The organism is Streptomyces sp. 378 (assembly GCF_030124145.1).
Taxonomy (GTDB): domain Bacteria; phylum Actinomycetota; class Actinomycetes; order Streptomycetales; family Streptomycetaceae; genus Streptomyces.
In genome coordinates this window covers 391,221-414,842 of record NZ_JASKMS010000002.1, presented here as the reverse complement: position 1 = coordinate 414,842, position 23,622 = coordinate 391,221, and the positions used below count along the sequence as shown (strand labels likewise).

At 72.7% G+C, this 23,622-nt stretch carries 25 protein-coding genes and 1 tRNA gene; 13 read left to right on the top strand and 13 right to left on the bottom strand.

Annotated features, from left to right (window positions below):
* The first annotated feature begins 161 nt into the window (after positions 1-161).
* From QNO09_RS04685 to QNO09_RS04655, 7 genes are all read left to right on the top strand, one after another.
* The gene (locus QNO09_RS04685; protein ID WP_283968746.1) at positions 162-839 is read left to right on the top strand and encodes a helix-turn-helix domain-containing protein; all 678 of its coding nucleotides are present in this window, start codon (positions 162-164) and stop codon (positions 837-839) included.
* A 68-nt stretch (positions 840-907) separates the two neighbouring features.
* Positions 908-2,233: a M24 family metallopeptidase gene (locus QNO09_RS04680; RefSeq protein ID WP_283968745.1), complete on the top strand. Its 1,326-nt coding sequence runs from the start codon at positions 908-910 to the stop codon at positions 2,231-2,233.
* Complete coding sequence (locus tag QNO09_RS04675) at positions 2,233-3,210, top strand: thiamine pyrophosphate-dependent dehydrogenase E1 component subunit alpha (RefSeq protein WP_283968744.1); 978 nt, start codon at positions 2,233-2,235, stop codon at positions 3,208-3,210. Before QNO09_RS04680 ends, QNO09_RS04675 begins: the two co-directional genes overlap by 1 nt.
* Positions 3,198-4,178, top strand: a complete 981-nt coding sequence (locus QNO09_RS04670; RefSeq protein ID WP_283968743.1) for an alpha-ketoacid dehydrogenase subunit beta — start codon at positions 3,198-3,200, stop codon at positions 4,176-4,178. The genes QNO09_RS04675 and QNO09_RS04670 overlap by 13 nt, the downstream gene beginning before the upstream one ends.
* Before the next feature lie 41 nt (positions 4,179-4,219).
* The gene (locus tag QNO09_RS04665; protein ID WP_283968742.1) at positions 4,220-5,581 is read left to right on the top strand and encodes an amidohydrolase family protein; all 1,362 of its coding nucleotides are present in this window, start codon (positions 4,220-4,222) and stop codon (positions 5,579-5,581) included.
* On the top strand, positions 5,578-6,459 hold the full coding sequence (locus tag QNO09_RS04660; RefSeq protein ID WP_283968741.1) for a cupin domain-containing protein: 882 nt from the start codon (positions 5,578-5,580) through the stop codon (positions 6,457-6,459). Before QNO09_RS04665 ends, QNO09_RS04660 begins: the two co-directional genes overlap by 4 nt.
* Positions 6,456-7,145 (top strand): SDR family NAD(P)-dependent oxidoreductase, encoded by a 690-nt coding sequence (locus QNO09_RS04655; protein ID WP_283968740.1) that lies wholly within the window; start codon positions 6,456-6,458, stop codon positions 7,143-7,145. The genes QNO09_RS04660 and QNO09_RS04655 overlap by 4 nt, the downstream gene beginning before the upstream one ends.
* An 11-nt stretch (positions 7,146-7,156) precedes the next feature.
* On the opposite strand, the gene QNO09_RS04650 is transcribed toward QNO09_RS04655, so the two are convergent.
* From QNO09_RS04650 to QNO09_RS04635, 4 genes are read right to left on the bottom strand one after another with little or no spacing between them, the layout of a single operon-like run.
* Entirely contained in the window at positions 7,157-7,804 is a 648-nt protein-coding gene (locus tag QNO09_RS04650; RefSeq protein ID WP_283968739.1) for an HhH-GDP family DNA glycosylase, read from the bottom strand.
* 3 nt (positions 7,805-7,807) lie between these two features.
* Positions 7,808-8,152 carry a DUF3140 domain-containing protein gene (locus QNO09_RS04645; protein ID WP_283968738.1) on the bottom strand — a complete coding sequence of 115 codons (345 nt, stop codon included), beginning with the start codon at positions 8,150-8,152 and terminating at the stop codon, positions 7,808-7,810.
* A gap of 52 nt (positions 8,153-8,204) precedes the next feature.
* The gene (locus tag QNO09_RS04640; RefSeq protein WP_283968737.1) at positions 8,205-8,681 is read right to left on the bottom strand and encodes a Dps family protein; all 477 of its coding nucleotides are present in this window, start codon (positions 8,679-8,681) and stop codon (positions 8,205-8,207) included.
* The gene (locus QNO09_RS04635) at positions 8,678-8,935 is read right to left on the bottom strand and encodes a WhiB family transcriptional regulator (protein ID WP_283968736.1); all 258 of its coding nucleotides are present in this window, start codon (positions 8,933-8,935) and stop codon (positions 8,678-8,680) included. The genes QNO09_RS04640 and QNO09_RS04635 overlap by 4 nt, the downstream gene beginning before the upstream one ends.
* 174 nt (positions 8,936-9,109) lie before the next feature.
* Between QNO09_RS04635 and QNO09_RS04630 the strand changes: the two genes are divergently transcribed.
* Positions 9,110-10,297, top strand: a complete 1,188-nt coding sequence (locus QNO09_RS04630; RefSeq protein WP_283968735.1) for a thiolase family protein — start codon at positions 9,110-9,112, stop codon at positions 10,295-10,297.
* A gap of 95 nt (positions 10,298-10,392) precedes the next feature.
* A complete protein-coding gene (locus QNO09_RS04625; RefSeq protein ID WP_283968734.1) occupies positions 10,393-11,163 on the top strand; it encodes a sulfite exporter TauE/SafE family protein in 771 nt (256 codons plus the stop codon).
* Here the strand turns inward: QNO09_RS04625 and QNO09_RS04620 are convergent.
* Complete coding sequence (locus tag QNO09_RS04620; protein ID WP_283968733.1) at positions 11,149-11,949, bottom strand: HAD-IIA family hydrolase; 801 nt, start codon at positions 11,947-11,949, stop codon at positions 11,149-11,151. The genes QNO09_RS04625 and QNO09_RS04620 overlap by 15 nt on opposite strands.
* A gap of 143 nt (positions 11,950-12,092) precedes the next feature.
* On the opposite strand from QNO09_RS04620, the gene QNO09_RS04615 reads away from it, so the two are divergent.
* Positions 12,093-12,833, top strand: a complete 741-nt coding sequence (locus QNO09_RS04615; RefSeq protein ID WP_283968732.1) for a cobalt-precorrin-6A reductase — start codon at positions 12,093-12,095, stop codon at positions 12,831-12,833.
* Between the two features lie 33 nt (positions 12,834-12,866).
* Here QNO09_RS04615 and cobF read toward each other — a convergent pair whose 3' ends face one another.
* The gene (cobF, locus tag QNO09_RS04610; RefSeq protein ID WP_283968731.1) at positions 12,867-13,637 is read right to left on the bottom strand and encodes a precorrin-6A synthase (deacetylating); all 771 of its coding nucleotides are present in this window, start codon (positions 13,635-13,637) and stop codon (positions 12,867-12,869) included.
* Between the two features lie 100 nt (positions 13,638-13,737).
* A complete protein-coding gene (locus QNO09_RS04605; protein WP_283968730.1) occupies positions 13,738-14,277 on the bottom strand; it encodes a DUF309 domain-containing protein in 540 nt (179 codons plus the stop codon).
* Between the two features lie 98 nt (positions 14,278-14,375).
* Here QNO09_RS04605 and QNO09_RS04600 point away from each other — a divergent pair.
* The 3 genes from QNO09_RS04600 to QNO09_RS04590 all read left to right on the top strand — a co-directional run bounded on the left by QNO09_RS04600 (position 14,376) and on the right by QNO09_RS04590 (position 16,450).
* Positions 14,376-14,449, top strand: a tRNA-Pro gene (locus QNO09_RS04600).
* Between the two features lie 136 nt (positions 14,450-14,585).
* Entirely contained in the window at positions 14,586-15,569 is a 984-nt protein-coding gene (locus QNO09_RS04595) for an aldo/keto reductase (RefSeq protein WP_283968729.1), read from the top strand.
* Between the two features lie 56 nt (positions 15,570-15,625).
* Complete coding sequence (locus QNO09_RS04590; protein WP_283968728.1) at positions 15,626-16,450, top strand: DUF427 domain-containing protein; 825 nt, start codon at positions 15,626-15,628, stop codon at positions 16,448-16,450.
* A gap of 126 nt (positions 16,451-16,576) precedes the next feature.
* On the opposite strand, the gene QNO09_RS04585 is transcribed toward QNO09_RS04590, so the two are convergent.
* Genes QNO09_RS04585 through iolC form a run of 6 tightly spaced genes read right to left on the bottom strand, consistent with a single transcriptional unit; the run spans position 16,577 to position 23,606 of the window.
* Positions 16,577-17,362: a GntR family transcriptional regulator gene (locus QNO09_RS04585; protein ID WP_283968727.1), complete on the bottom strand. Its 786-nt coding sequence runs from the start codon at positions 17,360-17,362 to the stop codon at positions 16,577-16,579.
* 21 nt (positions 17,363-17,383) lie between these two features.
* Positions 17,384-18,877, bottom strand: a complete 1,494-nt coding sequence (locus QNO09_RS04580) for a CoA-acylating methylmalonate-semialdehyde dehydrogenase (RefSeq protein ID WP_283968726.1) — start codon at positions 18,875-18,877, stop codon at positions 17,384-17,386.
* Between the two features lie 49 nt (positions 18,878-18,926).
* Positions 18,927-20,801, bottom strand: a complete 1,875-nt coding sequence (gene iolD / locus QNO09_RS04575; RefSeq protein WP_283968725.1) for a 3D-(3,5/4)-trihydroxycyclohexane-1,2-dione acylhydrolase (decyclizing) — start codon at positions 20,799-20,801, stop codon at positions 18,927-18,929.
* A complete protein-coding gene (gene iolB / locus QNO09_RS04570; RefSeq protein WP_283968724.1) occupies positions 20,798-21,691 on the bottom strand; it encodes a 5-deoxy-glucuronate isomerase in 894 nt (297 codons plus the stop codon). The genes iolD and iolB overlap by 4 nt, the downstream gene beginning before the upstream one ends.
* Before the next feature lie 45 nt (positions 21,692-21,736).
* Positions 21,737-22,615 carry a Cgl0159 family (beta/alpha)8-fold protein gene (locus QNO09_RS04565; RefSeq protein WP_283968723.1) on the bottom strand — a complete coding sequence of 293 codons (879 nt, stop codon included), beginning with the start codon at positions 22,613-22,615 and terminating at the stop codon, positions 21,737-21,739.
* A gap of 13 nt (positions 22,616-22,628) precedes the next feature.
* On the bottom strand, positions 22,629-23,606 hold the full coding sequence (gene iolC / locus QNO09_RS04560; protein ID WP_283968722.1) for a 5-dehydro-2-deoxygluconokinase: 978 nt from the start codon (positions 23,604-23,606) through the stop codon (positions 22,629-22,631).
* Positions 23,607-23,622 lie beyond the last annotated feature (16 nt).

The window sequence follows — 23,622 nt, the reverse complement described above, 5'->3', positions numbered from 1 at the left end:
TGACGCTTGCCCTCAGCGCACCACCGCCCGCCACGGCCCACCACCGGGGCCGGACCGTTCGGGTGAGGACCGGACGGCAGGGACCTCCTACTCCTGGCGCAAGGGCTCGCACGGACTGTTCAATGGAGCTGCACAACGCTGCCCGAGCAGAGGAGCCGCCCGTGTCATCCGCCGTCGTGCCGCCCGTCGGCGCGCGCATCCGGCAGGCGCGCCTGGAGCGCGGTACGACTCTGCGTGCGCTGGCCCGGGAGATCGGCGTGTCGGCGAGTCTGGTGTCGCAGATCGAGACCGGGAAGAGCCAGCCGTCCGTCAGCACGCTGTACGCGATCACCACGGCGCTGGGGATCTCCGTGGAGTCCCTCTTCGATGCGGGCGAGGGTGCCGGGGAGGGGGTCCGGGAGCCGGTCCGGACGGGCGTCGCGGCGGGTCCCCTCGCCGCCGTCCCCGCCACCGTGCCGCACACCCTCGCCGCCTTCGCGGCTGATCCGGGGCGGCGGATCGGGCCCCTGGTCGGTGCGGGCGGGCGGGAGACGCTGGAGCTGGACTCGGGGGTCGTGTGGGAGCGTCTCGGGCGGGTCCCGGGCGCGGAGGCCGACTTCCTGCTGGTCACGTACCGGCCCGGTGGCTCCTCCTCCGGCTCCGGCGCGCTGATGCGGCACGCCGGAACCGAATACGGCTATCTGACCTCCGGCGAGCTCGTCCTCACCCTCGGTTTCGAGGAGTACACCGTCCGGCCGGGCGACTCCGTCTGCTTCGAGTCGACGACCCCCCACCGCTACCGCAACGATGGAGAGGTACCGGCTGTGGGCGTCTGGTTCGTGTCCGGCGATGCCGGGTGACAACCTTGTTCAGTGCCACTTGACACCCACCGCACTCGGGCGTTCACTCCGAAGTGGGGGTGGTCGCCATGGCGATCCACACATACGGACCCAACGCGGTCGACTGGGAAGAGCGCATCGACCTGGACCGGCTGCGCGGACAGCGGCTGGCCCGGCTGCGCGAGTCGCTGAACCGCTCCGAGCTGGGCGCGGTGCTCAGCTTCGACTTCGCCAACATCCGCTATATGACGGCCACCCACATCGGCACCTGGGCGATGGACAAGCTGATCCGCTTCGCCCTGCTGGTGCGCGACGGCGAACCGGTCGTCTGGGACTTCGGCTCCGCCGCCCGCCACCACCAGCTGTACAACCCCTGGCTCGACTACAGCGACGGCAAGGGCGGCCCGCCCACCGGTGCCCGCGCCGGCATCTCCACCCTGCGCGGCGCCTTCCACCCGGACGCCCGGATCGCCGAGGACGTGGCCGCGAAGATCGCCGCCGAGCTGCGCGAGCACGGGCTCGCGGGCGAACCCCTTGGTGTCGACGTCGCCGAGATGCCGGTCCTCGCCGCGCTGCGCGCCGAGGGCGTCGACGTCGTCGACGGGCAGCAGGTCTTCCTGGAGGCCCGCCGGATCAAGACCGGCGACGAGATCGCCCTGCTCACCCAGGCCTGCGCCATGGTCGACGCGGCCTACGAGGAGTTGTACGGGTACCTGCGCCCGGGGGTGCGCGAGAACGAGTGCGTCGGCGTGGTCAGCAAGGTGCTCTACGACCTCGGCAGCGAGTACGTCGAAGGCGTCAACGCCATCTCGGGCGAGCGCTGTTCGCCGCATCCGCACGTCTACAGCGACCGGTTGATCCGTCCCGGCGACCCGGCCTTCTTCGACATCCTGCACAGCCACCTCGGCTACCGCACCTGCTACTACCGCACCTTCGCCGTGGGCAGCGCCTCGCGGGCGCAGCGGGACGCCTACGTGCGCTGCCGTGCCTCCATGGACGAGGCGATCGCCCTGGTCCGGCCGGGCGCCACGACCGCCGACATCGTGCGGGTCTGGCCGCGTGCCGAGGAGTTCGGCTTCGCCGACGAGACCGCCGCCTTCGCCCTCCAGTACGGCCACGGCGTCGGCCTGTCGATCTGGGAGAAGCCGATCTTCAGCCGTCTGGTCTCCCTCGACCACCCCGAAGTCCTCGAGGAAGGCATGGTGTTCGCCCTGGAGACGTACTGGCCGGCCGCCGACGGCTGGTCCGCCGCCCGGATCGAGGAGGAACTGGTCGTCACCGCCGACGGCTGCGAGGTCATCACCAAGTTCCCCGCCGAGGACCTGCTGGTGGCCGGGCGCAAGTACTGGACGGTGGGCGGCGAGCTGAACACCCGGCGCGAGGCGCAGTCCCACCTCAACACCCAGGACCGCTGATGGACGTCACCGCCCTCCTCGACCGGTACGAGCGGATGAACGTCATCCGCCGCACGGAGAAGGCCGCCCACGACCTGTTCCTGCGAGGCCTCGTGAAGGGCACCACGCATCTGGCCGCCGGGCAGGAGGCGATCGCCGTGGGCGCGAGTGCCGCACTGCGCCCGGACGACTACGTGTTCGCCACCTACAGGGGTCACCACCACGCCCTGGCCCGGGGCGCCACGCCCGAGGAGTGCCTCGCCGAGCTGATGAGCCGGGCGACCGGGCTGTGCAAGGCCAAGGGCGGCTCCATGCACCTGACCAAGGCGGCCACCCACATGCTCGGCTCGTACGCCATCGTCGGTTCCCATCTGCCGATGGCGGTGGGGGCGGCCTGGTCGGCCCGGCTGCGCGGCACCGAGCAGCTCGCGGTCGCCTTCTTCGGCGACGGCGCGACCAACATCGGCGCCTTCCACGAATCGCTCAACCTGGCCGCGGTGTGGAAACTGCCGGTGCTGTTCGTGTGCGAGAACAACCTGTACATGGAGTACACACCGATCGCCGACGTCACGGCCGTGGCCCGCCCCGCCGCCGACCGGGCCCCCGCCCACGGCATCCCGGGCGAGGTCGTCGACGGCAACGACGTCGAGGCGGTCGAGGAGGCGGTGGGGCGGCTCGCGCGGCGGGCCCGGGCCGGAGACGGGCCCGCCGTGCTGGAGGCCGAGACCTACCGTCACTTCGGGCACAGCCGCACCGACCCGGCGGCGTACCGCCCGGCCGAGGAGGTCGAACGCTGGCTGAAGCACGACCCGCTGGACCTCGCGCGGGGGCGCCTGGCCGAACTGGGGGTGGGCGAGGAGACGGTCGCCGAGGCCGACGAGCGGGCCCGGGCCGTGGTGGAGCGGGCCGTGGCGGCGGCGAAGGCCGCGCCGCCGCCCGATCCGCGGGAGGCACTGACCGACGTGTGGGCGGACGGAGGTGCCGCATGGCGGACGTGATCACCTACCGGGAGGCGGTCGCCGAGGGCATCGCACGCGAGATGCGCCGGGACGCCTCGGTGGTGTGCCTCGGGGAGGACATCGGCGCGGCCGGCGGGGTGTTCAAGACGGCCACGGGGCTGCGAGAGGAGTTCGGGCCCGAGCGCGTGTGGGACACGCCCATCTCCGAACAGGCCATCGTGGGCGCGGCGATGGGCGCGGCGATGACCGGGATGCGGCCCGTCGTGGAGATCATGTTCTCCGACTTCCTGGCCTGCTGCTGGGACTACCTCGCCAACGAGATCCCCAAGGTCCGCTACATGACCGGTGGCCAGGTGACCGTGCCTCTCGTCGTACGCACCGCCAACGGCGGCGGGCTCGGCTTCGGCGCCCAGCACTCCCAGGCCACCGAGAACTGGGCGCTGACCGTGCCCGGACTGAGGATCGCGGCACCGGCGACACCCGCCGACGTCGTCGGCATGATGGCGGCGGCGATCCGCAGCGACGACCCGGTGGTCTTCTTCGAGCACAAGGGGCTGCTGGCGAGCAAGGGCCCACCGGCCCCGCCCGATCACGTCGTCGAACTGGGCCGGGCCTCGGTCGTCCGGGAGGGCGGCGACGTCACGCTCGTCGCGCTCGCCTCCATGGTGCCCCTGGCCTTGAAGGCCGCCGACCTGCTGGCGGGGGAGGGGATCGAGGCCGATGTCGTCGACCTGCGCTGTCTGGTCCCCCTGGACGCCGCGACCGTCCTGGCCTCGTTGGGCAGGACCTCGCGGCTCGTCACCGTCGAGGAGAACCCGTACCAGGGCGGCTGGGGCGCCACCGTCGTCTCGGTCGTCGCCGACGAGGGGTTCGGCCTGCTGGACGCGCCCGTGCGCCGGGTGGCGGGGGAGTGCGTCCCGCTGCCCTTCGCGGACGCGCTGGAGGAGCAGGTCATCCCCACCGTCGACAAGGTCGTCACGGAGGTCCGCAGGCTCGCCGCGTACTGAGTCGCACACCCGCCGTCGAACACCCCATGGGAGGAAGCGCGATGACCACCAGGACACTGCTGCGCTCCGGTCACGTGATCTCGATGGACCCGGACATCGGGGACCTGCCCCAGGGGGACGTCCTGGTCGAGGACGGCAGGATCGCGGCCGTCGAGCCCGAGATCAGCGCCGACGCCGAGGTCCTCGACATGACCGGGCACCTCGTGATCCCCGGCTTCGTCGACACCCACCGCCACACCTGGGAGGCCCCCATCCGGGGCGTCGCCCCCGACGCCACCCTCGACGACTACTTCGTCGACATCCTCGACACCTTCGCCCCCCTGTACACCCCCGAGGACGTCTACGCCGGCAACCTCGCGGGCGCGCTGGAGTGCGTCAACGCCGGCATCACCACCCTCGTCGACTGGTCGCACATCAACAACACCCCCGAGCACCCGGACGCGGCGATCCAGGGCCTGGCGGAGTCCGGCATCCGGGCGCGGTACGCGTACGGCAGCGCCAACACCTCCCTCGCGGACTACTGGTTCGAGAGCCGGATCGCCCTTCCGGCGGACGACGTACGGCGGATCCGGTCGACGCACTTCGCGTCCGACGACGGCCTGCTGACCATGGGCCTCGCCACCCGCGGCCCCGGTTTCTGCGTCGACGAGGTCGTCACCGCCGAGTGGGCCCTGGCGCGCGAACTGGGCCTCCCCCTCACGGTGCACGTGGCCATGGGGCGGCTCGCCGGCCGCTTCGGCATGGTCAGGCGGCTGCACGGCCTGGGACTCCTCGGCCCCGACACCACCTATGTCCACAGCTGCTACCTCAGCGGCGAGGAGTGGCGGATGGTCGCCGACAGCGGCGGCACGGTCTCGATCGCGCCCCAGGTGGAACTCCAGATGGGGCACGGCTGGCCACCGGTGATGCAGGCGATCGAGCACGGTCTGCGGCCGTCGCTCAGCATCGACGTCGTCACCACCGTGCCCGGCGACATGTTCACCCAGATCCGCGCGGCCTTCGGCGCCGAACGCGCCCGCGTCAACGCCGACTGCTGGCAGGCCAACATGCCGGTGCCCGACACCATGCTGACAGCACGTCAGATGCTGGAGATCGCCACGATCAACGGCGCCCACGTCGCCGGGCTGGAGGACCGCACCGGCTCCCTCACCCCCGGCAAGCGCGCCGACATCGTCGCGATCGACGCCACCGCACCGAACGTCGCCCCCGTGCACGACGCCGTCGCCGCGGTGACGCTGTGCGCCGACGTCTCCAACGTGGACACCGTCCTCGTCGACGGCGTGCTCCGCAAGCGCGACGGCAGGCTCCTCGGTGACACCGCACGCGCCCTGCGGCTCGTCGGCGAGTCCCGCGACCGGCTCCTCGCGGCGAAGGAGGCCAAGGGAGCGAAGGCACCGGCATGACGAACCACCTGGTGCGCCACGCCGCCGACCTGCCCGAGCCGCCCTACGACCGGCACGGTCACCGGCGCCGGGCGCTGGTCGGTGAGGAGGACGGCAGCGTCCACACCGGCTTCGGCCTGTGCGACCTGCTCCCGGACGGCCGGGTGCCCGCGCACGTGCACTCGTACGAGGAGACCTTCCACGTCCTCGACGGAGCCGTGGTGCTCGACGTGCCGGACGGCTCGTACCTGCTGGAGGCGGGCGACTACGGACTGCTGCCGACCGGTGTTCCGCATGCCTGGCGCGGGGCCGGGAGCACCGCGGGCCGCTGGGCGGACATGCTGGCCCCGGTGCCGCGCGCCCGCTACGGGCACGACACGCAGGCCGTACCGGACCTGCCCGCGCGCCGGCCGGCCCGGGTGGACGTGCGCGACCCGCGCACCCGTTCCTTCGGCCACTTCGAGCCCGACCAGATGGATCCCGGCAAGCAGGCGCAGGACCTGCTGGCGGTCACGGCCAGCATGCGGACCGCGCTGCTGGTCTACAGCGGGATCACGGTGAAGATGATGATCGACGTCGATCTGGGCGCGGTCGCCTCGACGATGTTCATGGTGCAGTACGCCTCCGACGGGGTCATCGGCACCCACGACCACCCCTTCGAGGAGACCTATCTGATCCTGGAGGGCCTGGCGGAGGCCACCCTCGACGGCGAGCGGTACCGGCTGGAGCCCGGCGATGTGGCCTGGGCGGGCGCCGGCTGCGTGCACGGATTCGGCAACGCGGGGCGGGGGCCGCTGCGCTGGCTGGAGACCCAGGCGCCGCAACCGCCGTCACGGCACTCGTACCGGTTCACGCGGGACTGGGACTACCTGCGCGCGGCACTGGAGGAGAAGTCATGAGCAGTGTGCTCGTCGTCGGCGGAACATCCGGGATCGGGCTGGAGATCGCCCGGGCGCGGGCCGGGCAGGGCGACGACGTCGTTCTGACCAGCCGCGACACCCAGCGGGCCGAAACGGTCGCGAAGGAGGTCGGTGCCCGTGGACTGGCCGTCGACCTGGCCCGGCCGATGGAGATCGCGGCGGCCCTGTCCGGCATGGGCCGCGTCGACCACCTGGTGATCGCGGGCATCTCCCGGGACGACAACAAGGTGACCGAGTACGACATCGACGCGGCCCTGCGCCTGGTCACCCTCAAGCTAGTCGGCTACACGGAGGTCGTGCACACGCTGCGCGGCCGGCTGCACGACGACAGCGCCATCGTGCTCTTCGGCGGCCAGGCCAAGGAGCGCCCCTACCCGGGAGCCACGACGGTGGCGACGGTCAACGCCGGGGTGCGGGGTCTGATGCACTCCCTCGCCGTCGAACTCGCCCCCGTCCGGGTCAACGCCGTGCATCCCGGAGTCGTGGGCGACAGCCCGTACTGGCAGGCCAAAGAGGAGAAGGTGCTCGCCGCGCTGCGCACCGAGACACCCACCGGGCGGCTCGCCACCATGGCGGACGTGGTCGACGCGGTGGACTTCCTGCTGCGCAACCGGTCCGTCAACGCGGTGGAACTGGCCGTGGACGGGGGCTGGCTGCTCGGGTGAGGGGATGCCGGTCACCGGGCGCGGCCGAGCGTGTCCTCGGCGACCTCCTTGTCCACCGCCGCCCGAACCAGCGCGGCGGCGAGGACAGCCGGGTCGGTGTCCCCGGCCAGTGCGACCAGGCGCTTCGGCTCCTTGGGCAGGTTCAGCCGCTCGGCGCCCTGGAGGGCCTTGGCGTCCAGGTAGGGGGCCGCCTCCGGCCAGACGCCCTGCGCCTCGCGCAGGAAGATGTCGGCTCCGGCCGGGCCCATGCCCGGGAACTCCTGGAGAAGGCGGCGCAGTTCGGGCACCTCACCGTCCGCCTCCCCGCGCAGCCGCCGCAGATCGCCGCCCCACCGGTCGTTCAGCAGCTCCGCCGCGTCGCCGAGCTGGGTGGCCGTGCGTTCGTCGTAGCGCCGGTAGCCGCCCCGGCCCAGCGCGTCGACCCGCTCCTGCCAGGCGGCCCGCGCCATACGCCGCGGATCGCGCAGCCCCGCCTCGTGCAGGGCACGGGCGGTGGCCAGCGCGATCGAGCCGCGGATGCGGGCGCTGAGCAGATGGGACAGCACCAGCAGCCGGTAGAGCGGCTGTGGCGTGTCCTTCAGCCGGATGCCCGCCTCCTCGGCGTACGTCCGGCCGTGTGCGCCGACGAGTTCCCGTACGACGCGCTCCTGGCGGCCCACGGCCTACCCCTTCAGCGGGTCGTGCCCGATCGTCATCAGCCGGTGCCGACGGCGGGTGTCCTCGGCCGTCACCTCGGGCTCCGGCTCGTTCTCCAGGTCCACCTGCTCGGTGACCGTGTCCACGACCTTCCGCATCACGCGCAGGTCGTCCTCGGTCAGGTCGGTGCGCCGCTTCTGGAGGATGGCCAGGACGTGCTGCCCGGTGGGGGAACCCGCCTGGTCGGGCAGCGGCTCGGTGGCCTCGTCGGCGTCGCGGACCCGCAGCCAGGCCGCGAGTTCCTGCGAGGTCATGTTCACCACGCGGTGGAAGTCCTCCCACAGCGCGTCGAGTTCGAGGGCGTCGGTCATCGCCTGCCCCTTCCGTACGTACGTCGGATGCTGCGTGCCGTCCTGCCGCGGATCAGCGGGGGAAGTTCTCGGCGTCGAACATCCACCGCTGCTTCTCCAGCTCCGCGGTGATGCCGATCAGCAGGTCCTGGGTGACCGGGTCCGCGTTCTCGGTCGTGTCGATGCGCTCGCGCAGACGGCCCACGGCTTCCTGCAGCGCGTCCACCATCACCCGCACGGCGTCCGAGTCGCGCACCCAGCCCTCCGCCGGGGCGGGCAGTGTGAACGCCTTGGCGACGGTCTCCGGGCGGCCGTCCGGCGGGACGCCCAGCGCGGCCGACCGCTCCGCCACGGTGTCGGCGAAGTCCCGCGCGGTCGTGACCACCTCGTCCAGTTGGAGGTGGATGGACCGGAACCGCGGTCCGACGACGTTCCAGTGCGCCTGCTTCCCGACCAGCGAGAGCCCGAGCAGATCCACCAGCGTGTCCTGGAGTGCCTCGCAGGAGACCTTGCGGGCGTCGTCGGGCAGTGTGCTCCTCACAGCCGTCATAGGGCACTTCTCCTTCGCGCGTCGTTCCTCGTCGTCCGGAGCAGTGCGTCGCGCTCCTCCTCACCGGTGCCGCCCCACACGCCCGAGGCCTGACCGCTGCCCAGCGCGAAGCTCAGGCACTGGTCGGTCACCGGGCAGCGCGCGCAGATCCGCTTCGCGGCGCTCGTATCGCGCAAGGCGGGGCCGGCGGTACCGACGGGAAAGAACAGCTCGGGGTCCTCGTCCACGCAGGCAGCGCTCCGCAACCACTCCATGACGGCGCGGGTGCCCCGGGCGCACTGGTGCAAACGTGACGCATGAAGGGCGTCCGGCCTGCGATATGACCTGCGGGAAACCCCGGGAGGCGCGGAATCTTCACAGGCGGCGGGGGGAAGGTCTATAGTCCGAAACTAGCAGTGCTAATTAATGCGCGGTGTGAGGAGCCTCTCGTGCGTCCCGTCCACTTCGCGGCCGCCCGCCGCACCCCCATCGGCAAACTGCGGGGATCCCTCTCCTCGGTACGGCCCGACGACCTCGCCGCGACCGTCGTCCGGGCCCTGGTCGCCGGCGCGCCCGCGCTGGACCCGGCCCGCGTCGACGACGTCTACTGGGGCGCCGCCAACCAGGCCGGCGAGGACAACCGCAACGTCGCCCGCATGGCCGCCCTGCTCGCCGGCCTCCCCGACTCCGTGCCCGGCGCCACCGTCAACCGCCTGTGCGCCTCGGGCCTGGAGGCCGTGACCACGGCGGCCCGCACCATCGCCGCCGGCGAGGCCGACATCGTGATCGCGGGCGGCTCCGAGTCGATGAGCCGCGCCCCCTTCGTCCTGCCCCGCCCCGACGACGCCCTGCCGCACCGCATGGAAACCGTCGACACCCGCCTCGGCTGGCGCCTGGTCAACCCGGCGATGCGTGACCTGCACGGACTGCTGGCCATGGGCGAGACGGCCGAGGAGGTCGCCACGCGGTACGGCATCCCGCGCGAACGTCAGGACGACTTCGCGCTGCGCAGCCACCAACGGGCCGCCCTGGCCCGCAGGAACGGTCACTTCGACGACGAACTCCTGCCCGTCGAACGCCCCGACGGCGTGGTCGTCGACACCGACGAATGCGTCCGCGAGGACACCTCGCACGAGAAGCTGTCCCGGCTGAAGCCCGTCTTCCGCGACGGCGGCACGGTCACCGCGGGCAACGCCTCGCCGATGAACGACGGCGCCGCCGGTCTCCTCCTCGTCAGCGAGGACGCCCTGAACGAGCTGGGCCTGGAGTCCCTGGGCCGCTACGTCGCCGGCGCCTCCGCCGGAGTCCATCCCGACGTCATGGGCATCGGCCCCGTCCCCGCCACCCGCAAGGTCCTGACCCGCGCGGGCTGGAGCGTCGGCGACCTGGAGGAGGCCGAGTTCAACGAGGCCTTCGCCGCCCAGGCCCTGGCCTGCGTGGACCAGCTCGGCATCGACCCCGACCTGGTCAACCCCAACGGCGGCGCCATCGCCCTGGGCCATCCCCTGGGCTGCTCCGGCGCCCGCATCCTGACGACGCTGCTGCACCGGATGCGGCGCACGGGGGCGGGGCGCGGCCTGGCCACGATGTGCGTCGGGGTGGGGCAGGGGAGCGCGGTCCTCGTCGAGCGGTCCTAGCGAACGGCCGGGACGGTCCCCTCGGCCCCGGCCCGCCCACCAGGCGAGACAGCGCTTACGGGCATCTGTTCGTCGCACATAGCATCAGTGCTCGCATGAACACCATGACGCTCTGGCACATCACCGGCTGGCAGTTCGCCGTCCTCGCCTTCGCGGCCCTGCTCGTCGGCTTCTCGAAGACCGCCGTGAGCGGGGCCAACACGGTCAGTCTCGCCCTCTTCGCGGCGGTGCTGCCCGCTCGCGCCTCCACCGGCGTCCTGCTGCCGATCCTGATCGCCGGAGACCTCCTGGCCGTCGCCACCTACCGGCGGCACGCCCACTGGCCCACGCTGTGGCGGCTGTTCCCGGCGGTCGCCGCGGGCGTCGTCGTCGGCACGGTGTTCCTGCTCTGGGCGGACGACGCGATCGTACGGACCTCGATCGGCGCGATCCTGCTGCTGATGGCGGCCGTGACGGTGTGGCGGCGGCGCACGCCCGACACGGAGGAGCCGGAGTCGGTCACCACCCGCCCGGGCCGGCTCAAGGCCCGGTCCTACGGCGTCCTCGGCGGTTTCACCACCATGGTCGCCAACGCGGGCGGCCCCGTGATGTCGATGTACCTGCTCTCCGCGGGCTTCCGCAAGCTCGGCTTCCTCGGCACATCGGCCTTCTTCTTCCTGATCGTCAACGTCTCCAAGCTGCCCTTCAGCGCGGGCCTCGGCCTGATCGACGGCCGCTCGCTCCTCCTCGACCTGGCGCTCGTGGCGTTCGTCGTGCCCGGCGCGCTGTTCGGCACATGGGCCGTGCACCGGATCAACCAGCGGCTGTTCGAGCAACTGGTCATCGCGGCGACCGTCGTGGGCGGCCTGCAACTACTGCTGCGCTGACTCCCGCAGCAGCGCGGGAAGGTCCGCGAAGGAGTCGATCACGTGGTCGGGCGTGCCGTCGGCGGCCCGCAGCGTCTCCGGCTGGAACTTCCCGGTCCGCACGAGCACCCCGGTGATCCCGGCGCGCTGCGCCGCCAGCACGTCGGACTCGATGTCGTCCCCCACCATCAGCGTCTCGTCCGCGCCGACGCATAGCCGGGCGAGCGCCGACGCGAAGAACGCCCGCGCCGGCTTGCCGGTGATCTCCGCCTCCACCCGCGCGGCCCGCTCCAGCCCGGCCAGGAACGCCCCGGAGTCCAGCCGCAGCCCCTCGGACGTACGCCAGTACAGGTTGCGGTGCATCGCCACCAGCCGGGCCCCGCGCCGCAGATGGCCGAACGCCCGGTCGAGCGCCGCGTAGCCGAACTCGGGACCGGCCCCGCCGACCAGGACGACGTCCGGCACGGTCCGGGTGTCACTGGCCTCGACGACGGTGACACCCTCGAGGTCCTCCGCGATGTCGCCGCTGTTGAGCAGCGCGCACCGGGCGCCGGGACAGTGCTCGGCGAGGTGGGCGGCGGTGGCGGCGGGCGCCGTCAGGATGTCCTCGGCGGACACCGGGAACCCCGCCTCCGCCAGCGTCCCCGCGATCGACGCCCGCGTGCGGGAGGTGGTGTTGGTGACCAGCAGGACGGCCGGCCCTGCCTCCCGGATCTCCCGGAACGCCGCCACGGCCCCGGGCAGCGGCCGCCACGACACGGTGAGCACCCCGTCGATGTCCACGAGCACGGCACGCACGGACTCCATGCCAGGACGATAACCACCCGGAGCGGTGTTCGCCGGTCGGCGTCCGGTCGGGACGTGGGCGGGACGGGGCACGCCCGGATCCCCGTCCGCCCGTCGGCACCCGTCCCGCCGACGGCCGGTCCGCACCTCGTAGGCTCGACGCCGTGTCCCCTCACGTTCTGATCCTCGGCGGCACGGCCGAGGCCCGCGCCCTGGCCGCCGCGCTGGCCACCCGTCCCGGCGTTCGCGTCACGACGTCCCTCGCCGGACGGGTCGCCGAGCCGGGCGCACTGGACGGACGGGTGCGCGTCGGGGGCTTCGGCGGGGTCCGGGGACTCGCCGGATGGCTGCGGGAAGAGGGCGTGGACGCACTCGTCGACGCCACGCACCCCTTCGCCGAGTCGATCACGGCCAACGCGGCCCGCGCCGCGGCCGAGACCGGTCTCCCCGCCGTGGTGCTCCGCCGCCCCGGGTGGCGGCCCGGCCCCGGGGACCAGTGGCACCCGGTCCCCTCACTGGACGCGGCCGCGGACCTGCTTCCGCGTCTCGGCCGCCGGGTACTCCTCACCACCGGGCGGCTCGGCCTGGCCTCCTTCGCCCACCTGACGGGAATCCACTTCGTCGTACGGTCGGTGGATCCCCCCGGGCCGCCGATGCCGCCCGACACCCACGTGCTCCTCGCGCGCGGCCCCTTCACCGTCCCCGGCGAGACGGCCCTGCTGCGCGAGCACCGCGTCGAGGTCCTGGTGACGAAGGACAGCGGGGGCGCGTCGACGGCGGCCAAGCTGACGGCGGCCCGGGACCTGGCACTGCCGGTCGTGGTCGTACGGCGACCGCCGCTGCCGGACGGTGTGACGGCCGTACCCGATGTGGAGGGGGTGCTTCAACGACTGGGGCTGTCTTGAGGTGCTGAGACGGCCGTGTGCCCGCCCGTCACGTCAGTCGCGGGGGTGCCGGCGCAGCAGATACGTGTCCATGATCCAGCCCTTGCGCTCGCGGGCCTCGGCCCGCAACCGCTCGATGCGGGGGGCGGCCTCGGCGATCGGGCCGGAGACGAGGATCTCGTCGGGGGTGCCGATGTAGGCCCCCCAGTAGATGTCGACGTCCTCGTGCGCGTACCGCTGGAAGGCCTGGTGGGCGTCGAGCATCACCACCACGTCGTCCACATCCTCCGGGAACCCTTCCGCGAGCCGTCGGCCGGTGGTGATCTGCACCGGCCGGGCGACGCGGTTGAGCCCCGTCCGGTGCCGGGCGACCAGCGCCGAGACACTGCTGATGCCGGGCACGACGTCGTACGCGAAGGCCACGGCGCCCCGCCCCAGCACCTCCTCCAGAATCCCCAGCGTGCTGTCGTACAGCGACGGATCGCCCCACACCAGGAACGCGCCGGTCTGCTCCTCGCCGAGTTCCTCGGCGATCAGCCGCTCGTAGATGTCGCCACGGGCGCTGCGCCAGTCCCCGACGGCCGGGGAGTACGCCGCACCGCCGGCGCTCCGGTCCCGCTCCGGGTCGCGCGCCTCGACGACGCGGTAGCCGCCCCGCGGCACGTGCGCGTCGAGCATCTCCCGGCGCAGTCCGGTGAGATCCGCCTTCACCTCACCCTTCTCCAGGATGAAGAACACGTCCGTGCTCCGCAGCGCCTTGACGGCCTGGAGGGTGAGCTGGTCGGGGTCGCCCGCTCCGATACCGATGACATGAATCTTTCGCACGCCCCGAGTGTGCCGCACGGGGGTGACGGCGGGTTCACCGCGGTGGGGCCGGGTGCCGGTGCCGGCCGTCGAGGGGTGGTGGGTGTCGCCGCCGTCGCGGTCAGCGACCGGCCGCCGCGCCCCGCAGCCGGGGCGCCCGGACGGCCGCGTCCACCGGGCGGCCGGTGCGCTCCACGTCTCCCGCCAGCTCCCGCGCCCACGCGGCCACGCTCTCCACGTCGATCCCGTGCGGCAGCGCCTGCCCGGAGCCGGCCGTCCACGCCTCGGCCGCGCCCGCCCCGCGCCGGAGCAGCCGTGCCCCGCCGGTCAGGTTGCCGCGGGCGGCGTGCGTGAGCCCCACGGCGAGCTGGGCGAGGCCGCGCCACAGCTCGCGCTCCTCGTCCGGCCCCGACTTCCACGCGTCCTCGAAGACCTCGTGCGCGTGGAACGGCTTGCCCTCGTCCAGCAGCCGCTGCGCCTCGACGACGGTCTCTTCCGGGGCCCGGACGACGCCCTCGGGCTGCCGGGGCACACCGTCGGCGCCGTACGGCAGGGGCCGCCCGAGACCGTCCCGGGGCCGGGCGTTGCGCGCCCGCCCCTCACTGTCGCGGTCCCGTGCGCCGCCCGTCCGGCCCGAGTGAGTCTCTCCCGTGCTGCCCATACGCCGATTGTCCCGCCCGGCCCGCTTTCGGCGCGGTCGGGGGTGTGGGGTAAAGTGCTGTTCGCGCGATCACGCGGTTCACCGTGGGTGGCGCGCACCGGGACGTGGCGCAGCTTGGTAGCGCACTTGACTGGGGGTCAAGGGGTCGCAGGTTCAAATCCTGTCGTCCCGACGGTGCGAAGGGTCCCGCAGGCCGATGCCTGCGGGGCCCTTTCTCGTTCGCGTACGCCCTTGACTTCGAGAGCGCTCCAAGCCGCAGACTCCCCTGCGTGCCCGAAAGCCGGAGCACGCGGGAGGGAGCGACACCCATGAAGTACCGCACGATCGGCACGGATCCCACGACCCGCCGTGAGGTGAGCGTCCTCGCGCTCGGCGCGATGCTGTTCGGCTCGGTGACGGACGAGGCGACGTCCTTCGCCGTGCTCGACCGCTACGTCGAAGCCGGCGGGAACTTCATCGACACCTCCGACAACTACGCCTTCTGGACGGACGGAGGCCAGGGCGGCCAGAGCGAGGAACTCCTCGGCCGCTGGCGGCGCAGTCGCGGCGTCGGCGACGAGATCGTCATCGCGACCAAGCTCGGCGCCGTCCCCCTGGCCCCCGGCACCAGTTACACCGACAACCCCGAGGGCCTGTCCGCGAAGGTGATCCGCGAGTCCGCCGAACGCAGCCGCGAACGGCTCGGCCTGGCGAAACTGGACCTGCTGTACGCACACATCGAGGACCGCACCGTCCCGCTCCAGGAGACCGTCGAGGCCTTCGGGGCCCTGGTGGCCGAGGGCACCGTCGGACTGCTCGGCGTGAGCAACCACGCCGTCTGGCGCGTCGAGCGGGCCCGTGCCCTCGCCGCCGCGGCCGGACTGCCCGGTTACGAGGTCCTCCAGTACGCGCACACCCATCTGCGCCCCCGCACCGACGTCCCCGACGCCCTCTTCCCGGACGGCAGCCTCGCTCACGCCGGTCCCGACCTGCTCGGCTACCTGAGGGCCGAGCCGGGCCTGACCCTCGTCGCCTACTCGCCGCTGCTGAAGGGCGCCTACGTTCGTCCGGAGCGGCTGCCCGCCGACTTCGACCACCCCGGCACCCCGGCCCGGCTGGCCGCACTGCGCGACGTGGCCCGGGAGACCGGTGCGAGCGTCAACCAGGTCGTGCTCGCCTGGCAGATCGGCGGCGAACCGCCCGTCCTGCCGCTGACCGGGGTCTCGTCGGTGGCCCAGCTGGAGGAGAACCTGGCGGCGGTGGACCTGGAACTGACCCCGGAGCAGCGCGCCCGGCTGGACGCGGCGCACTGAGACCGTGGGACCGTGGAGGGGAACCGGCACCCGGACCTCCGGAGGGAGCACCGGCCATGACCACCCACCCGGCCCACCCCACCGCCCGCTCGATCAGGACCACCCCCGAAGGTCTCCTGTGGGAACCCAGCGAGCGCTGGGTGCGCGGCCGCAAGGGCGACGTCACCGTCGTCGACAGCCGGCACCCGGTGCTCGTCTGGGAGCCCCGTCTGCCCGTCCCGCAGTACGCCTTCCCGCGCGAGGACGTCCGCACCGACCTCCTCCGCCCGGCGAAGAGCCCGCCCGCCGGCAGCCACACCGGCTCCCGGACCTTCTACGACCTCGACGCCGACGGTGAGGTGCGCGCGAACGCGGCCTGGACGTTCCCCGCCGACGACCTGGCCGGCCACATCGCCTTCGAGTGGTTCCTGCGCACCGACACGGGTCTCGACCACTGGTACGAGGAGGACGAGGAGATCTTCATCCACCCCCGTGACCCGCACAAACGCGTCGACGCGCTGGCCAGCAGCCGCCATGTGCGGGTCGAGATCGAGGGGCGGCTCGTCGCGGACAGCCACGCCCCCGTCCTGCTCTTCGAAACCGGCCTGCCCACGCGGTACTACCTCCCCCGTGAGGACGTCCGGCTCGACCTGTTCGACGCGACCGACCACCACACCGGATGCCCCTACAAAGGCACCGCCGCGTACTGGTCCTGGGGCGGCGGGGGTGACGTACCGCCCAACATCCTCTGGAGCTACCCGGAGCCGCTGCCCGCGGTGAAGGCGGTGCGGGGGCGCGTCGCCTTCTTCAACGAGGTCGTCGACATCACCCTGGACGGCGAGCGACTGGAGCGCCCGGACACGCCGTTCAGCCGGATGCTGCGGGTGGGGAGCCGCTCGTGAAGCCGTCGAGCGGGGCGTCCAGCCCTGCTGCGAGGCCCTGCGGGCCGCCCCGCTCGGCGAGCGACGCCGCAGTCTTGCGCAGGGTCGGCAGTTCCGTCCGGGTTCGCACCCGGCTGCCGGGTCCGGTCAAGGCCGGACCAGCAACTGGAAGTCGAACGAATAGCGCGAAGCCCGGTAGATGTGCGTCCCGTACTCGACCGGGCGCCCCGTGTCGTCGTACGCCGTGCGCTGCATGGTGAGCAGCGCCGCGCCCTCCCGCTCGTCCAGGCGGGCCGCCTCCTGTGCCGTGGCCGCGCGGGCGCCGACCGTCTGGTGGGCGCTGTGCAGCGTGATGCCCGCCGAGCGCATGATCCGGTACAGGCCTGTCGCCGCCAGGCGCGCGTTGTCCAGATCCAGCAGGCACACCGGGACGTAGTTGCACAGCAGGGCCAGCGGACGGTCGTGTGTACGGCGCACCCGGCCCAGGACGGTCACCTCGCAACCCTCCTGCACCCCCAGGGCGGCGGCCACGTCGCAGGAGGCCGGGACGACCTCGTGGCGCACGACCTCGGTGGTCGGTGCCTGACCGGCCTCCTCCAGGTCGTCGTAGAGGCTGCTCAGTTCCAGGGGGCGCCTGACCTGGCTGTGCACCACCTGTGTGCCCACCCCGCGCCGCCGGACCAGCAGGCCCTTGTCGACGAGGGACTGGATGGCCTGGCGGACGGTGGGGCGGGACAAGCCGAGGCGCACGGACAGGTCGACCTCGTTGCCCAGGAGGTTCCCCGGGGCGAGGGCCCCGTGCTCGATCGCCGCCTCCAACTGCTGTGCGAGCTGGTGGTAGAGCGGCACGGGACTGCCCCGGTCCAGGGCGAAGTCCAGCGAGCCGAGCGCTGAGCCCGCCGTGCCGCGGGCCCGGTCACCGCGTTTCGCCATGGAGGAACCCCCCTTCGGGTGTCAGGAGTTGCTCGGGAACCCGAGGTTGATGCCGCCGTCGGACGGGTCCGGCCAGCGTGTGGTGATGACCTTGCCCTGGGTGTAGAAGGCGATGCCGTCGTTGCCGTAGACGTGCAGGTCGCCGAAGAGGGAGTCCTTCCAGCCGCCGAAGGAGTGGTAGCCGACGGGGACCGGGATCGGCACATTGACGCCGACCATGCCCGCCTTCACTTCCAGCTGGAAGCGGCGGGCCGCGCCGCCGTCCCGGGTGAAGATCGCCGTGCCGTTGCCCCAGCGGGAGGAGTTGATCAGCTGGATGGCCTCCTCGTACGTCTCCGCCCGTACGACCGCCAGCACCGGGCCGAAGATCTCGTCCCGGTAGGCGTCCGCCGTCACCGGCACCCGGTCCAGCAGGGAGACACCGAGGAAGAAGCCGTTCTCGTGGCCCTCCACCGAGAGGCCCGTGCCGTCGACGACGACCTCGGCGCCCTGCTCGGCGGCCGACGCCACGTACGACGCCACCTTGTCGCGGTGCTCACGGGTGATCAGCGGGCCCATCTCGGACGCCGGGTCGTCGCCCGGGCCGATCCGCAGGTTCTTCGCACGCTCGGCGATCTTGCCGACCAGTTCGTCACCGATGTCGCCGACGGCGACGACCACCGACACGGCCATGCAGCGCTCGCCCGCCGAGCCGTACGCGGCGTTGATCGCCTGGTCGGCGGCGAGTTCCAGGTCGGCGTCGGGCAGCACCAGCATGTGGTTCTTGGCGCCGCCGAGCGCCTGCACCCGCTTGCCGTGCTCGACGGCCTTCAGCTGGATGTACCGGGCGATCGGCGTCGAGCCGACGAACGAGACCGCTTCGACGTCCGGGTGCTCCAGGATGCGGTCCACGGCCGTCTTGTCGCCCTGCACGATGTTCAGGACGCCCTCCGGCAGACCCGCCTCGGTGGCCAGCTCGGCCAGGCGGAAGGAGGCCGACGGGTCCTTCTCCGACGGCTTCAGCACGAAGGTGTTGCCGCAGGCGATGGCGAGGGGGAACATCCACATCGGCACCATCGCCGGGAAGTTGAACGGAGTGATGCCCGCGACCACGCCCAGCGGCTGGCGGATCGAGGCGACGTCGACCCGGGTGGAGACCTGGGTGGACAGCTCGCCCTTGAGCTGGACGGAGATCCCGCAGGCGAGCTCCACGATCTCCATGCCCCGGGCGACCTCGCCGAGCGCGTCGGAGTGCACCTTGCCGTGTTCGGCCGTGATCAGCTCGGCGATCTCGTCGCGGTGGGCGTCCAGCAGCTCGCGGTACTTGAACAGGATCGCCGTGCGCCTGGCGAGGGAGGACTGACCCCAGCTCTCGAAGGCGGCCCTGGCGGAGGCGACCGCGGCGTCCACCTCGTCGACGGACGCGAACGCGACCTGCTTCTCCTGGGCGCCGGTCGCCGGGTTGTAGACGGGGCCGAACCGGCCGGAGGTGCCCTCGACGGGCTTGCCGTCGATCCAGTGGGTGATGGTCTTCATGGTGCGCAGGGCCTTTCATGGAGCACGGTTTCAGCGGCAGGCGGGAGGGTCAGAGGTGGCGGCGGCGCCCGGCCGCCCGGCGGTCGTAGCGCTCGCGTGCCTCGACGGCGGCCTCGCGGGTGGCGGTCTCGGCCACCGGCACGTCCCACCACGCCTCGGCCGGGGGAGCGGTCGGGGCCGGGTCGGTCTCGACGTACACGCACGTCGGCCGGTCGGAGGCGCGGGCCGCGGCCAGGGCCTCGCGCAGCTCGCGCACGGTCTTGGCGCGCAGCACGTCCATGCCGAGGCTGGCGGCGTTGGCGGCGAGGTCGACGGGGAGCGGGGCGCCGGTGAAGGTGCCGTCGGCGGCCCGGAAGCGGTAGGCGGTGCCGAAGCGCTCACCGCCGGTCTCCTCGGACAGGCCCCCGATGGAGGCGTAGCCGTGGTTCTGGAGGAGGACGATGTTGACCGGCAGGCGCTCCTGGACGGCGGTGACGATCTCCGTCGGCATCATCAGGTAGGTGCCGTCGCCGACCAGCGCCCACACCGGCGTGCCGGGGGCGGCCTGCTGGACGCCGATGCCGGCCGGGATCTCGTATCCCATGCAGGAGTAGCCGTACTCCAGGTGGTACTGGCGCGGGCTGCGCGAGCGCCACAGCTTGTGCAGGTCGCCGGGGAGCGAGCCGGCCGCGTTGATGACCACGTCCTCGTCGCCGACGGCCGCGTCGAGCGCCCCGAGGACCTGCGTCTGGGTCGGGACCGCGTTCTCGTCGGCGGCGCGGTAGGCGGTCTGGACGACCTCGTCCCAGCGCTTTTTGCCGGCGCGGTACTCGGCCTCGTACGCCTCGGTCACGCGGTGCCCGGCCAGCCCTTCGGACAGTTTCTCCAGACCGGTCCGCGCGTCGCACACCAGCGTCCGCGCGGCCAGCTTGTGCGCGTCGAAGGCGGTGATGTTGAGGTTGAGGAACCGTACGTCCGGGTTCTGGAAGAGCGTGCCGGAGGCGGTGGTGAAGTCCGTGTGGCGCGTACCGACGCCGATCACCAGGTCGGCGGTGCGGGCGAGTGCGTCACCGACCGCCGTGCCGGTGTGGCCGATGCCGCCGAGGTCGGCGGGGTGGTCGTGGCGCAGCGACCCCTTGCCGGCCTGGGTGGAGGCGACCGGGATGCCGGTGGCCTCCGCGAACGCCTTGAGCGCCGTCTCCGCCTCGCTGTGGTGGATGCCGCCGCCCGCCACGATCAGCGGCCGCTCGGCCGACCGGATCGCCTCGACGGCCGCCGTCAGTTCCACCGGGTCGGGCGCGGGGCGCCGCACGTACCAGACGCGCTCGGCGAAGAACTCCTCCGGCCAGTCGTACGCCTCGGCCTGCACGTCCTGGGGCAGGGCGAGGGTGACGGCGCCGGTCTCGGCCGGGTCGGCCAGCACCCGCATCGCCTGGAGCGCCGAGGAGATCAGCGCCTCCGGGCGGGTGACGCGGTCGAAGTACCGCGACACCGGGCGCAGCGTGTCGTTGACCGACACGTCGGCCTCGACGGGGTGCTCCAGTTGCTGGAGCAGCGGGTCGGGGGCGTGCGAGGCGAAGTAGTCGCCGGGCAGGAGCAGCACCGGCAGCCGGTTGATCGTCGCCAGGGCGGCGCCGGTGACCAGGTTGGTGGCACCCGGACCGATCGAGGTCGTCACCGCCTGCGCGGAGAGGCGGTTGAGCTGCCGGGCGTAACCGACGGCCGCGTGCACCATGGACTGCTCGTTGCGGCCCTGGTGGAACGGCATGGCGTCCTCACCCGCCTCCAGGAGCGCCTGGCCGACCCCGGCGACGTTGCCGTGGCCGAAGATGCCCCAGGTCCCGGCGATCAGCCGGTGGCGCACGCCGTCCCGCTCGGTGTACTGGGCGGACAGGAACCGCACCAGGGCCTGGGCGGTCGTCAGTCGGCGGGTGCGGGCGCTCATCGGGAGGTCTCCGGGGCGGTGTAGAGGGGGAGCCGGGGGTCGACCGGCTGGTCCGGCCAGGTGTCGCGGACCCAGGCGTGGTCGGGGTGGTCGCAGATCAGCCAGGCGCGCTCGGCCTCCGGGCCCGCCATGACGTTGAGGTAATACATGTGGTGGCCGGGCGTGGCCATCGACGGCCCGTGCCAGCCGTCCGGGATCAGGACGACGTCGCCGTCGCGGACCTCGGCCAGGACGTCGGTGTCCCGGCCCGGGCCGGAGGGCGAGACGCGCTGGTAGCCGAGTCCGGGGACACCGTCGTGGCCGGCGAACTCGAAGTAGTAGATCTCCTCCAGCACGGACTCCTCGCCGGGCCGGTGCTCGTCGTGCTTGTGCGGCGGAAACGACGACCAGTTGCCGCCCGGGGTGATCACCTCGACCGCGATGAGCTTGTCGCACTCGAACACCCCGGCCGCGCCGAAGTTGTTGACCTGCCGCGAGCAGTTCCCGGTGCCCCGCAGTTCCACGGGCACCTCGGAGGCCGGGCCGTAGCGGGCGGGCAGCCGGCGGGTGCAGCGGGCGCCGGTCAGCGCGAACCGGCCGCCGCCGGTGGACGTCACGTTCGCGCGCGCGTCGCGCGGGACGTACGCGAAGTCACTGACGCCGCTGAACACGTCGGCCCGGCCCTGGAGCTCGAAGGCGTCCTGGCCGAAGTCGTCCGCCGCGGTGACCGTGCAGCCGCCGCTCAGGGGGACGACGATCCACTCGCTGTCGCCGGTGTCGAAGGAGTGCGCGCCGCCCGGCGGCAGCTCCAGGATCCGCAGGCCGGAATGCCCCCAGCCGGCCTTCTCGGGAGTGATGTCGACGGTGTAGGGGCCGCCGAGGGCCTTACCCGCGGGAAGGTGATACGTCATCGTGTGCCTTTCGGATCACAGCGGAGCGACTCACAACTGACCGGTTCACAGCAGACCGACGGCCGTGTCCACCGCTTCTTCCACGCTGCCCCCGGCCGGGTAGAGCAGCGACCTCCCGACGACCATGCCCTGGACGGTGGGCAGCCGCAGGGCCTTGCGCCAGCGTTCGTAGGCACCCTCCTGGTCGTCGCCGACCTCGCCGCCGAGCAGGACCACGGGCAGGGTGGAGGTCTCCAGGACCTCGGCCATGTCGTCCGGGTCGTCGGTGACGGGCAGCTTCAGCCAGGTGTAGGCGGAGGTGCCGCCCAGGCCGGAGGCGATCGCGATCGACTTGGTGACGGCCTGGGCGGACAGGTCGTTGCGGACCCTGCCGTCGACCCGGCGGGACAGGAACGGCTCGACGAACAGGGGCAGCCGGTGGGCGGCCATGGCGTCGATCGCCCGCGCGGTGGACTCCAGGGTGGTCAGCGAGCCCGGGTCGTCGTAGTCGATGCGGACCAGCAGCTTGCCCGCGTCGAAGCGGAGCCGGGCGATGTCCTCGGCGCGGTGGCCGGTGAAGCGGTCGTCCAGCTCGAAGGCGGCCCCGGCGAGACCGCCGCGGTTCATCGAGCCCATGACGACCTTGTTCTCCAGCACCCCGAGCAGGAGCAGGTCCTCCAGGATGTCGGCGGTGGCGAGCACCCCGTCGACGCCCGGTCTCGACAGCGCGGTGCACAGCCGCTCCAGCAGGTCCGCGCGGTTGGCCATGGCCAGGGGCCGGTCGCCGACCCCGAGGGCGCCGCGCGCCGGGTGGTCGGCGGCCACGATCATCAGACGCCCGCTCGTACCGAGCAGCGGGCGCCTCACCCGCCGGGCCGCCGCCTCCGCGACGGCCTCGGGGTTGCGGGCTCGGACCGTGGCGAGGCCGGGGATGCCGATGTTCAAGGAAGGCTCCGTTTCAGTGGCTCGTGCTCGCCGACGGCACCCCGGCGAGGAGGTCCTCGACCTCGGACTCGGTGGGCATCGCGGAGGAGCAGGCGAGGCGTGAGGCGACGAGGGCGCCGGCGGCGTTGGCGTGGCGCATGGTCCGCTCCAGGTCCCATCCCGCGAGCAGACCGTGGCAGAGCGAGCCGCCGAAGGCGTCGCCCGCGCCCAGGCCGTTGACCACCTCGACCGGCACCGGCGGGACCTCGGCCCGGGTGCCGTCGCGGTGCACGGCGAGGACGCCCTTGGGGCCCTGCTTGACGACGGCCAACTCCACACCGGCCTCCAGCAGCGCGTCCGCGCAGGCCTGCGGCTCGCGCACGCCGGTGGCGATCTCGCACTCGTCGAGGTTGCCGACCGCGACCGTGGCGTGGCGCAGGGCCTCGCGGTAGTACGGGCGGGCCTCCTCGGGGTCGCGCCAGAACATCGGGCGCCAGTCGAGGTCGAAGACGGTGATGCCCGCCTTGTCGCGGGCCTTGAGGGCGGCGAGCGTGGCGGAGCGGCTGGGCTCCTCGCTCAGGCCGGTGCCGGTGATCCAGAAGATCCGGGCCCCGCGGATCGCGAAGAAGTCCAGCTCGTCGGTGTGGATCTCCAGGTCGGGGGCCTTGGGGCGGCGGTAGAAGTACAGCGGGAAGTCGTCCGGCGGGAAGATCTCGCAGAACGTGATCGGGGTCGGGTACGCGGCGACCGGGGTGACCCAGCGGTCGTCGACGCCGAAACCCGTCAGCTCCTCGTGCAGATACGTGCCGAAGGGGTCGTCGCCGGTGCGCGTGATCACCGCCGTGCGGCGTCCGAGACGGGCCGCGGCGACCGCCACATTGGCCGCCGAACCTCCGAGGAACTTCCCGAACCTCTCCACTCGGGACAGGGGGACGCCGGTCTGCAGGGGATAGAGGTCGACCCCGATGCGGCCCATCGTGATCACATCGAAATACTGGGCTGGTTCGGCCATGCGCGACCTCCTCGGG

Bases quoted from the DNA above. Each gene is read 5' to 3' on its own strand.
- QNO09_RS04680 (WP_283968745.1), top strand. From the start codon at position 908: ATGGCGATCCACACATACGGACCCAACGCGGTCGACTGGGAAGAGCGC.
- QNO09_RS04675 (WP_283968744.1), top strand. From the start codon at position 2,233: ATGGACGTCACCGCCCTCCTCGACCGGTACGAGCGGATGAACGTCATC.
- QNO09_RS04670 (WP_283968743.1), top strand. From the start codon at position 3,198: ATGGCGGACGTGATCACCTACCGGGAGGCGGTCGCCGAGGGCATCGCA.
- QNO09_RS04665 (WP_283968742.1), top strand. From the start codon at position 4,220: ATGACCACCAGGACACTGCTGCGCTCCGGTCACGTGATCTCGATGGAC.
- QNO09_RS04660 (WP_283968741.1), top strand. From the start codon at position 5,578: ATGACGAACCACCTGGTGCGCCACGCCGCCGACCTGCCCGAGCCGCCC.
- QNO09_RS04655 (WP_283968740.1), top strand. From the start codon at position 6,456: ATGAGCAGTGTGCTCGTCGTCGGCGGAACATCCGGGATCGGGCTGGAG.
- QNO09_RS04645 (WP_283968738.1), bottom strand. From the start codon at position 8,152: ATGACCGACGCCCTCGAACTCGACGCGCTGTGGGAGGACTTCCACCGC.
- QNO09_RS04640 (WP_283968737.1), bottom strand. From the start codon at position 8,681: ATGACGGCTGTGAGGAGCACACTGCCCGACGACGCCCGCAAGGTCTCC.
- QNO09_RS04635 (WP_283968736.1), bottom strand. From the start codon at position 8,935: ATGGAGTGGTTGCGGAGCGCTGCCTGCGTGGACGAGGACCCCGAGCTG.
- QNO09_RS04625 (WP_283968734.1), top strand. From the start codon at position 10,393: ATGAACACCATGACGCTCTGGCACATCACCGGCTGGCAGTTCGCCGTC.
- QNO09_RS04620 (WP_283968733.1), bottom strand. From the start codon at position 11,949: ATGGAGTCCGTGCGTGCCGTGCTCGTGGACATCGACGGGGTGCTCACC.
- QNO09_RS04605 (WP_283968730.1), bottom strand. From the start codon at position 14,277: ATGGGCAGCACGGGAGAGACTCACTCGGGCCGGACGGGCGGCGCACGG.
- QNO09_RS04595 (WP_283968729.1), top strand. From the start codon at position 14,586: ATGAAGTACCGCACGATCGGCACGGATCCCACGACCCGCCGTGAGGTG.
- QNO09_RS04590 (WP_283968728.1), top strand. From the start codon at position 15,626: ATGACCACCCACCCGGCCCACCCCACCGCCCGCTCGATCAGGACCACC.
- QNO09_RS04585 (WP_283968727.1), bottom strand. From the start codon at position 17,362: ATGGCGAAACGCGGTGACCGGGCCCGCGGCACGGCGGGCTCAGCGCTC.
- QNO09_RS04580 (WP_283968726.1), bottom strand. From the start codon at position 18,877: ATGAAGACCATCACCCACTGGATCGACGGCAAGCCCGTCGAGGGCACC.
- iolD (WP_283968725.1), bottom strand. From the start codon at position 20,801: ATGAGCGCCCGCACCCGCCGACTGACGACCGCCCAGGCCCTGGTGCGG.
- iolB (WP_283968724.1), bottom strand. From the start codon at position 21,691: ATGACGTATCACCTTCCCGCGGGTAAGGCCCTCGGCGGCCCCTACACC.
- iolC (WP_283968722.1), bottom strand. From the start codon at position 23,606: ATGGCCGAACCAGCCCAGTATTTCGATGTGATCACGATGGGCCGCATC.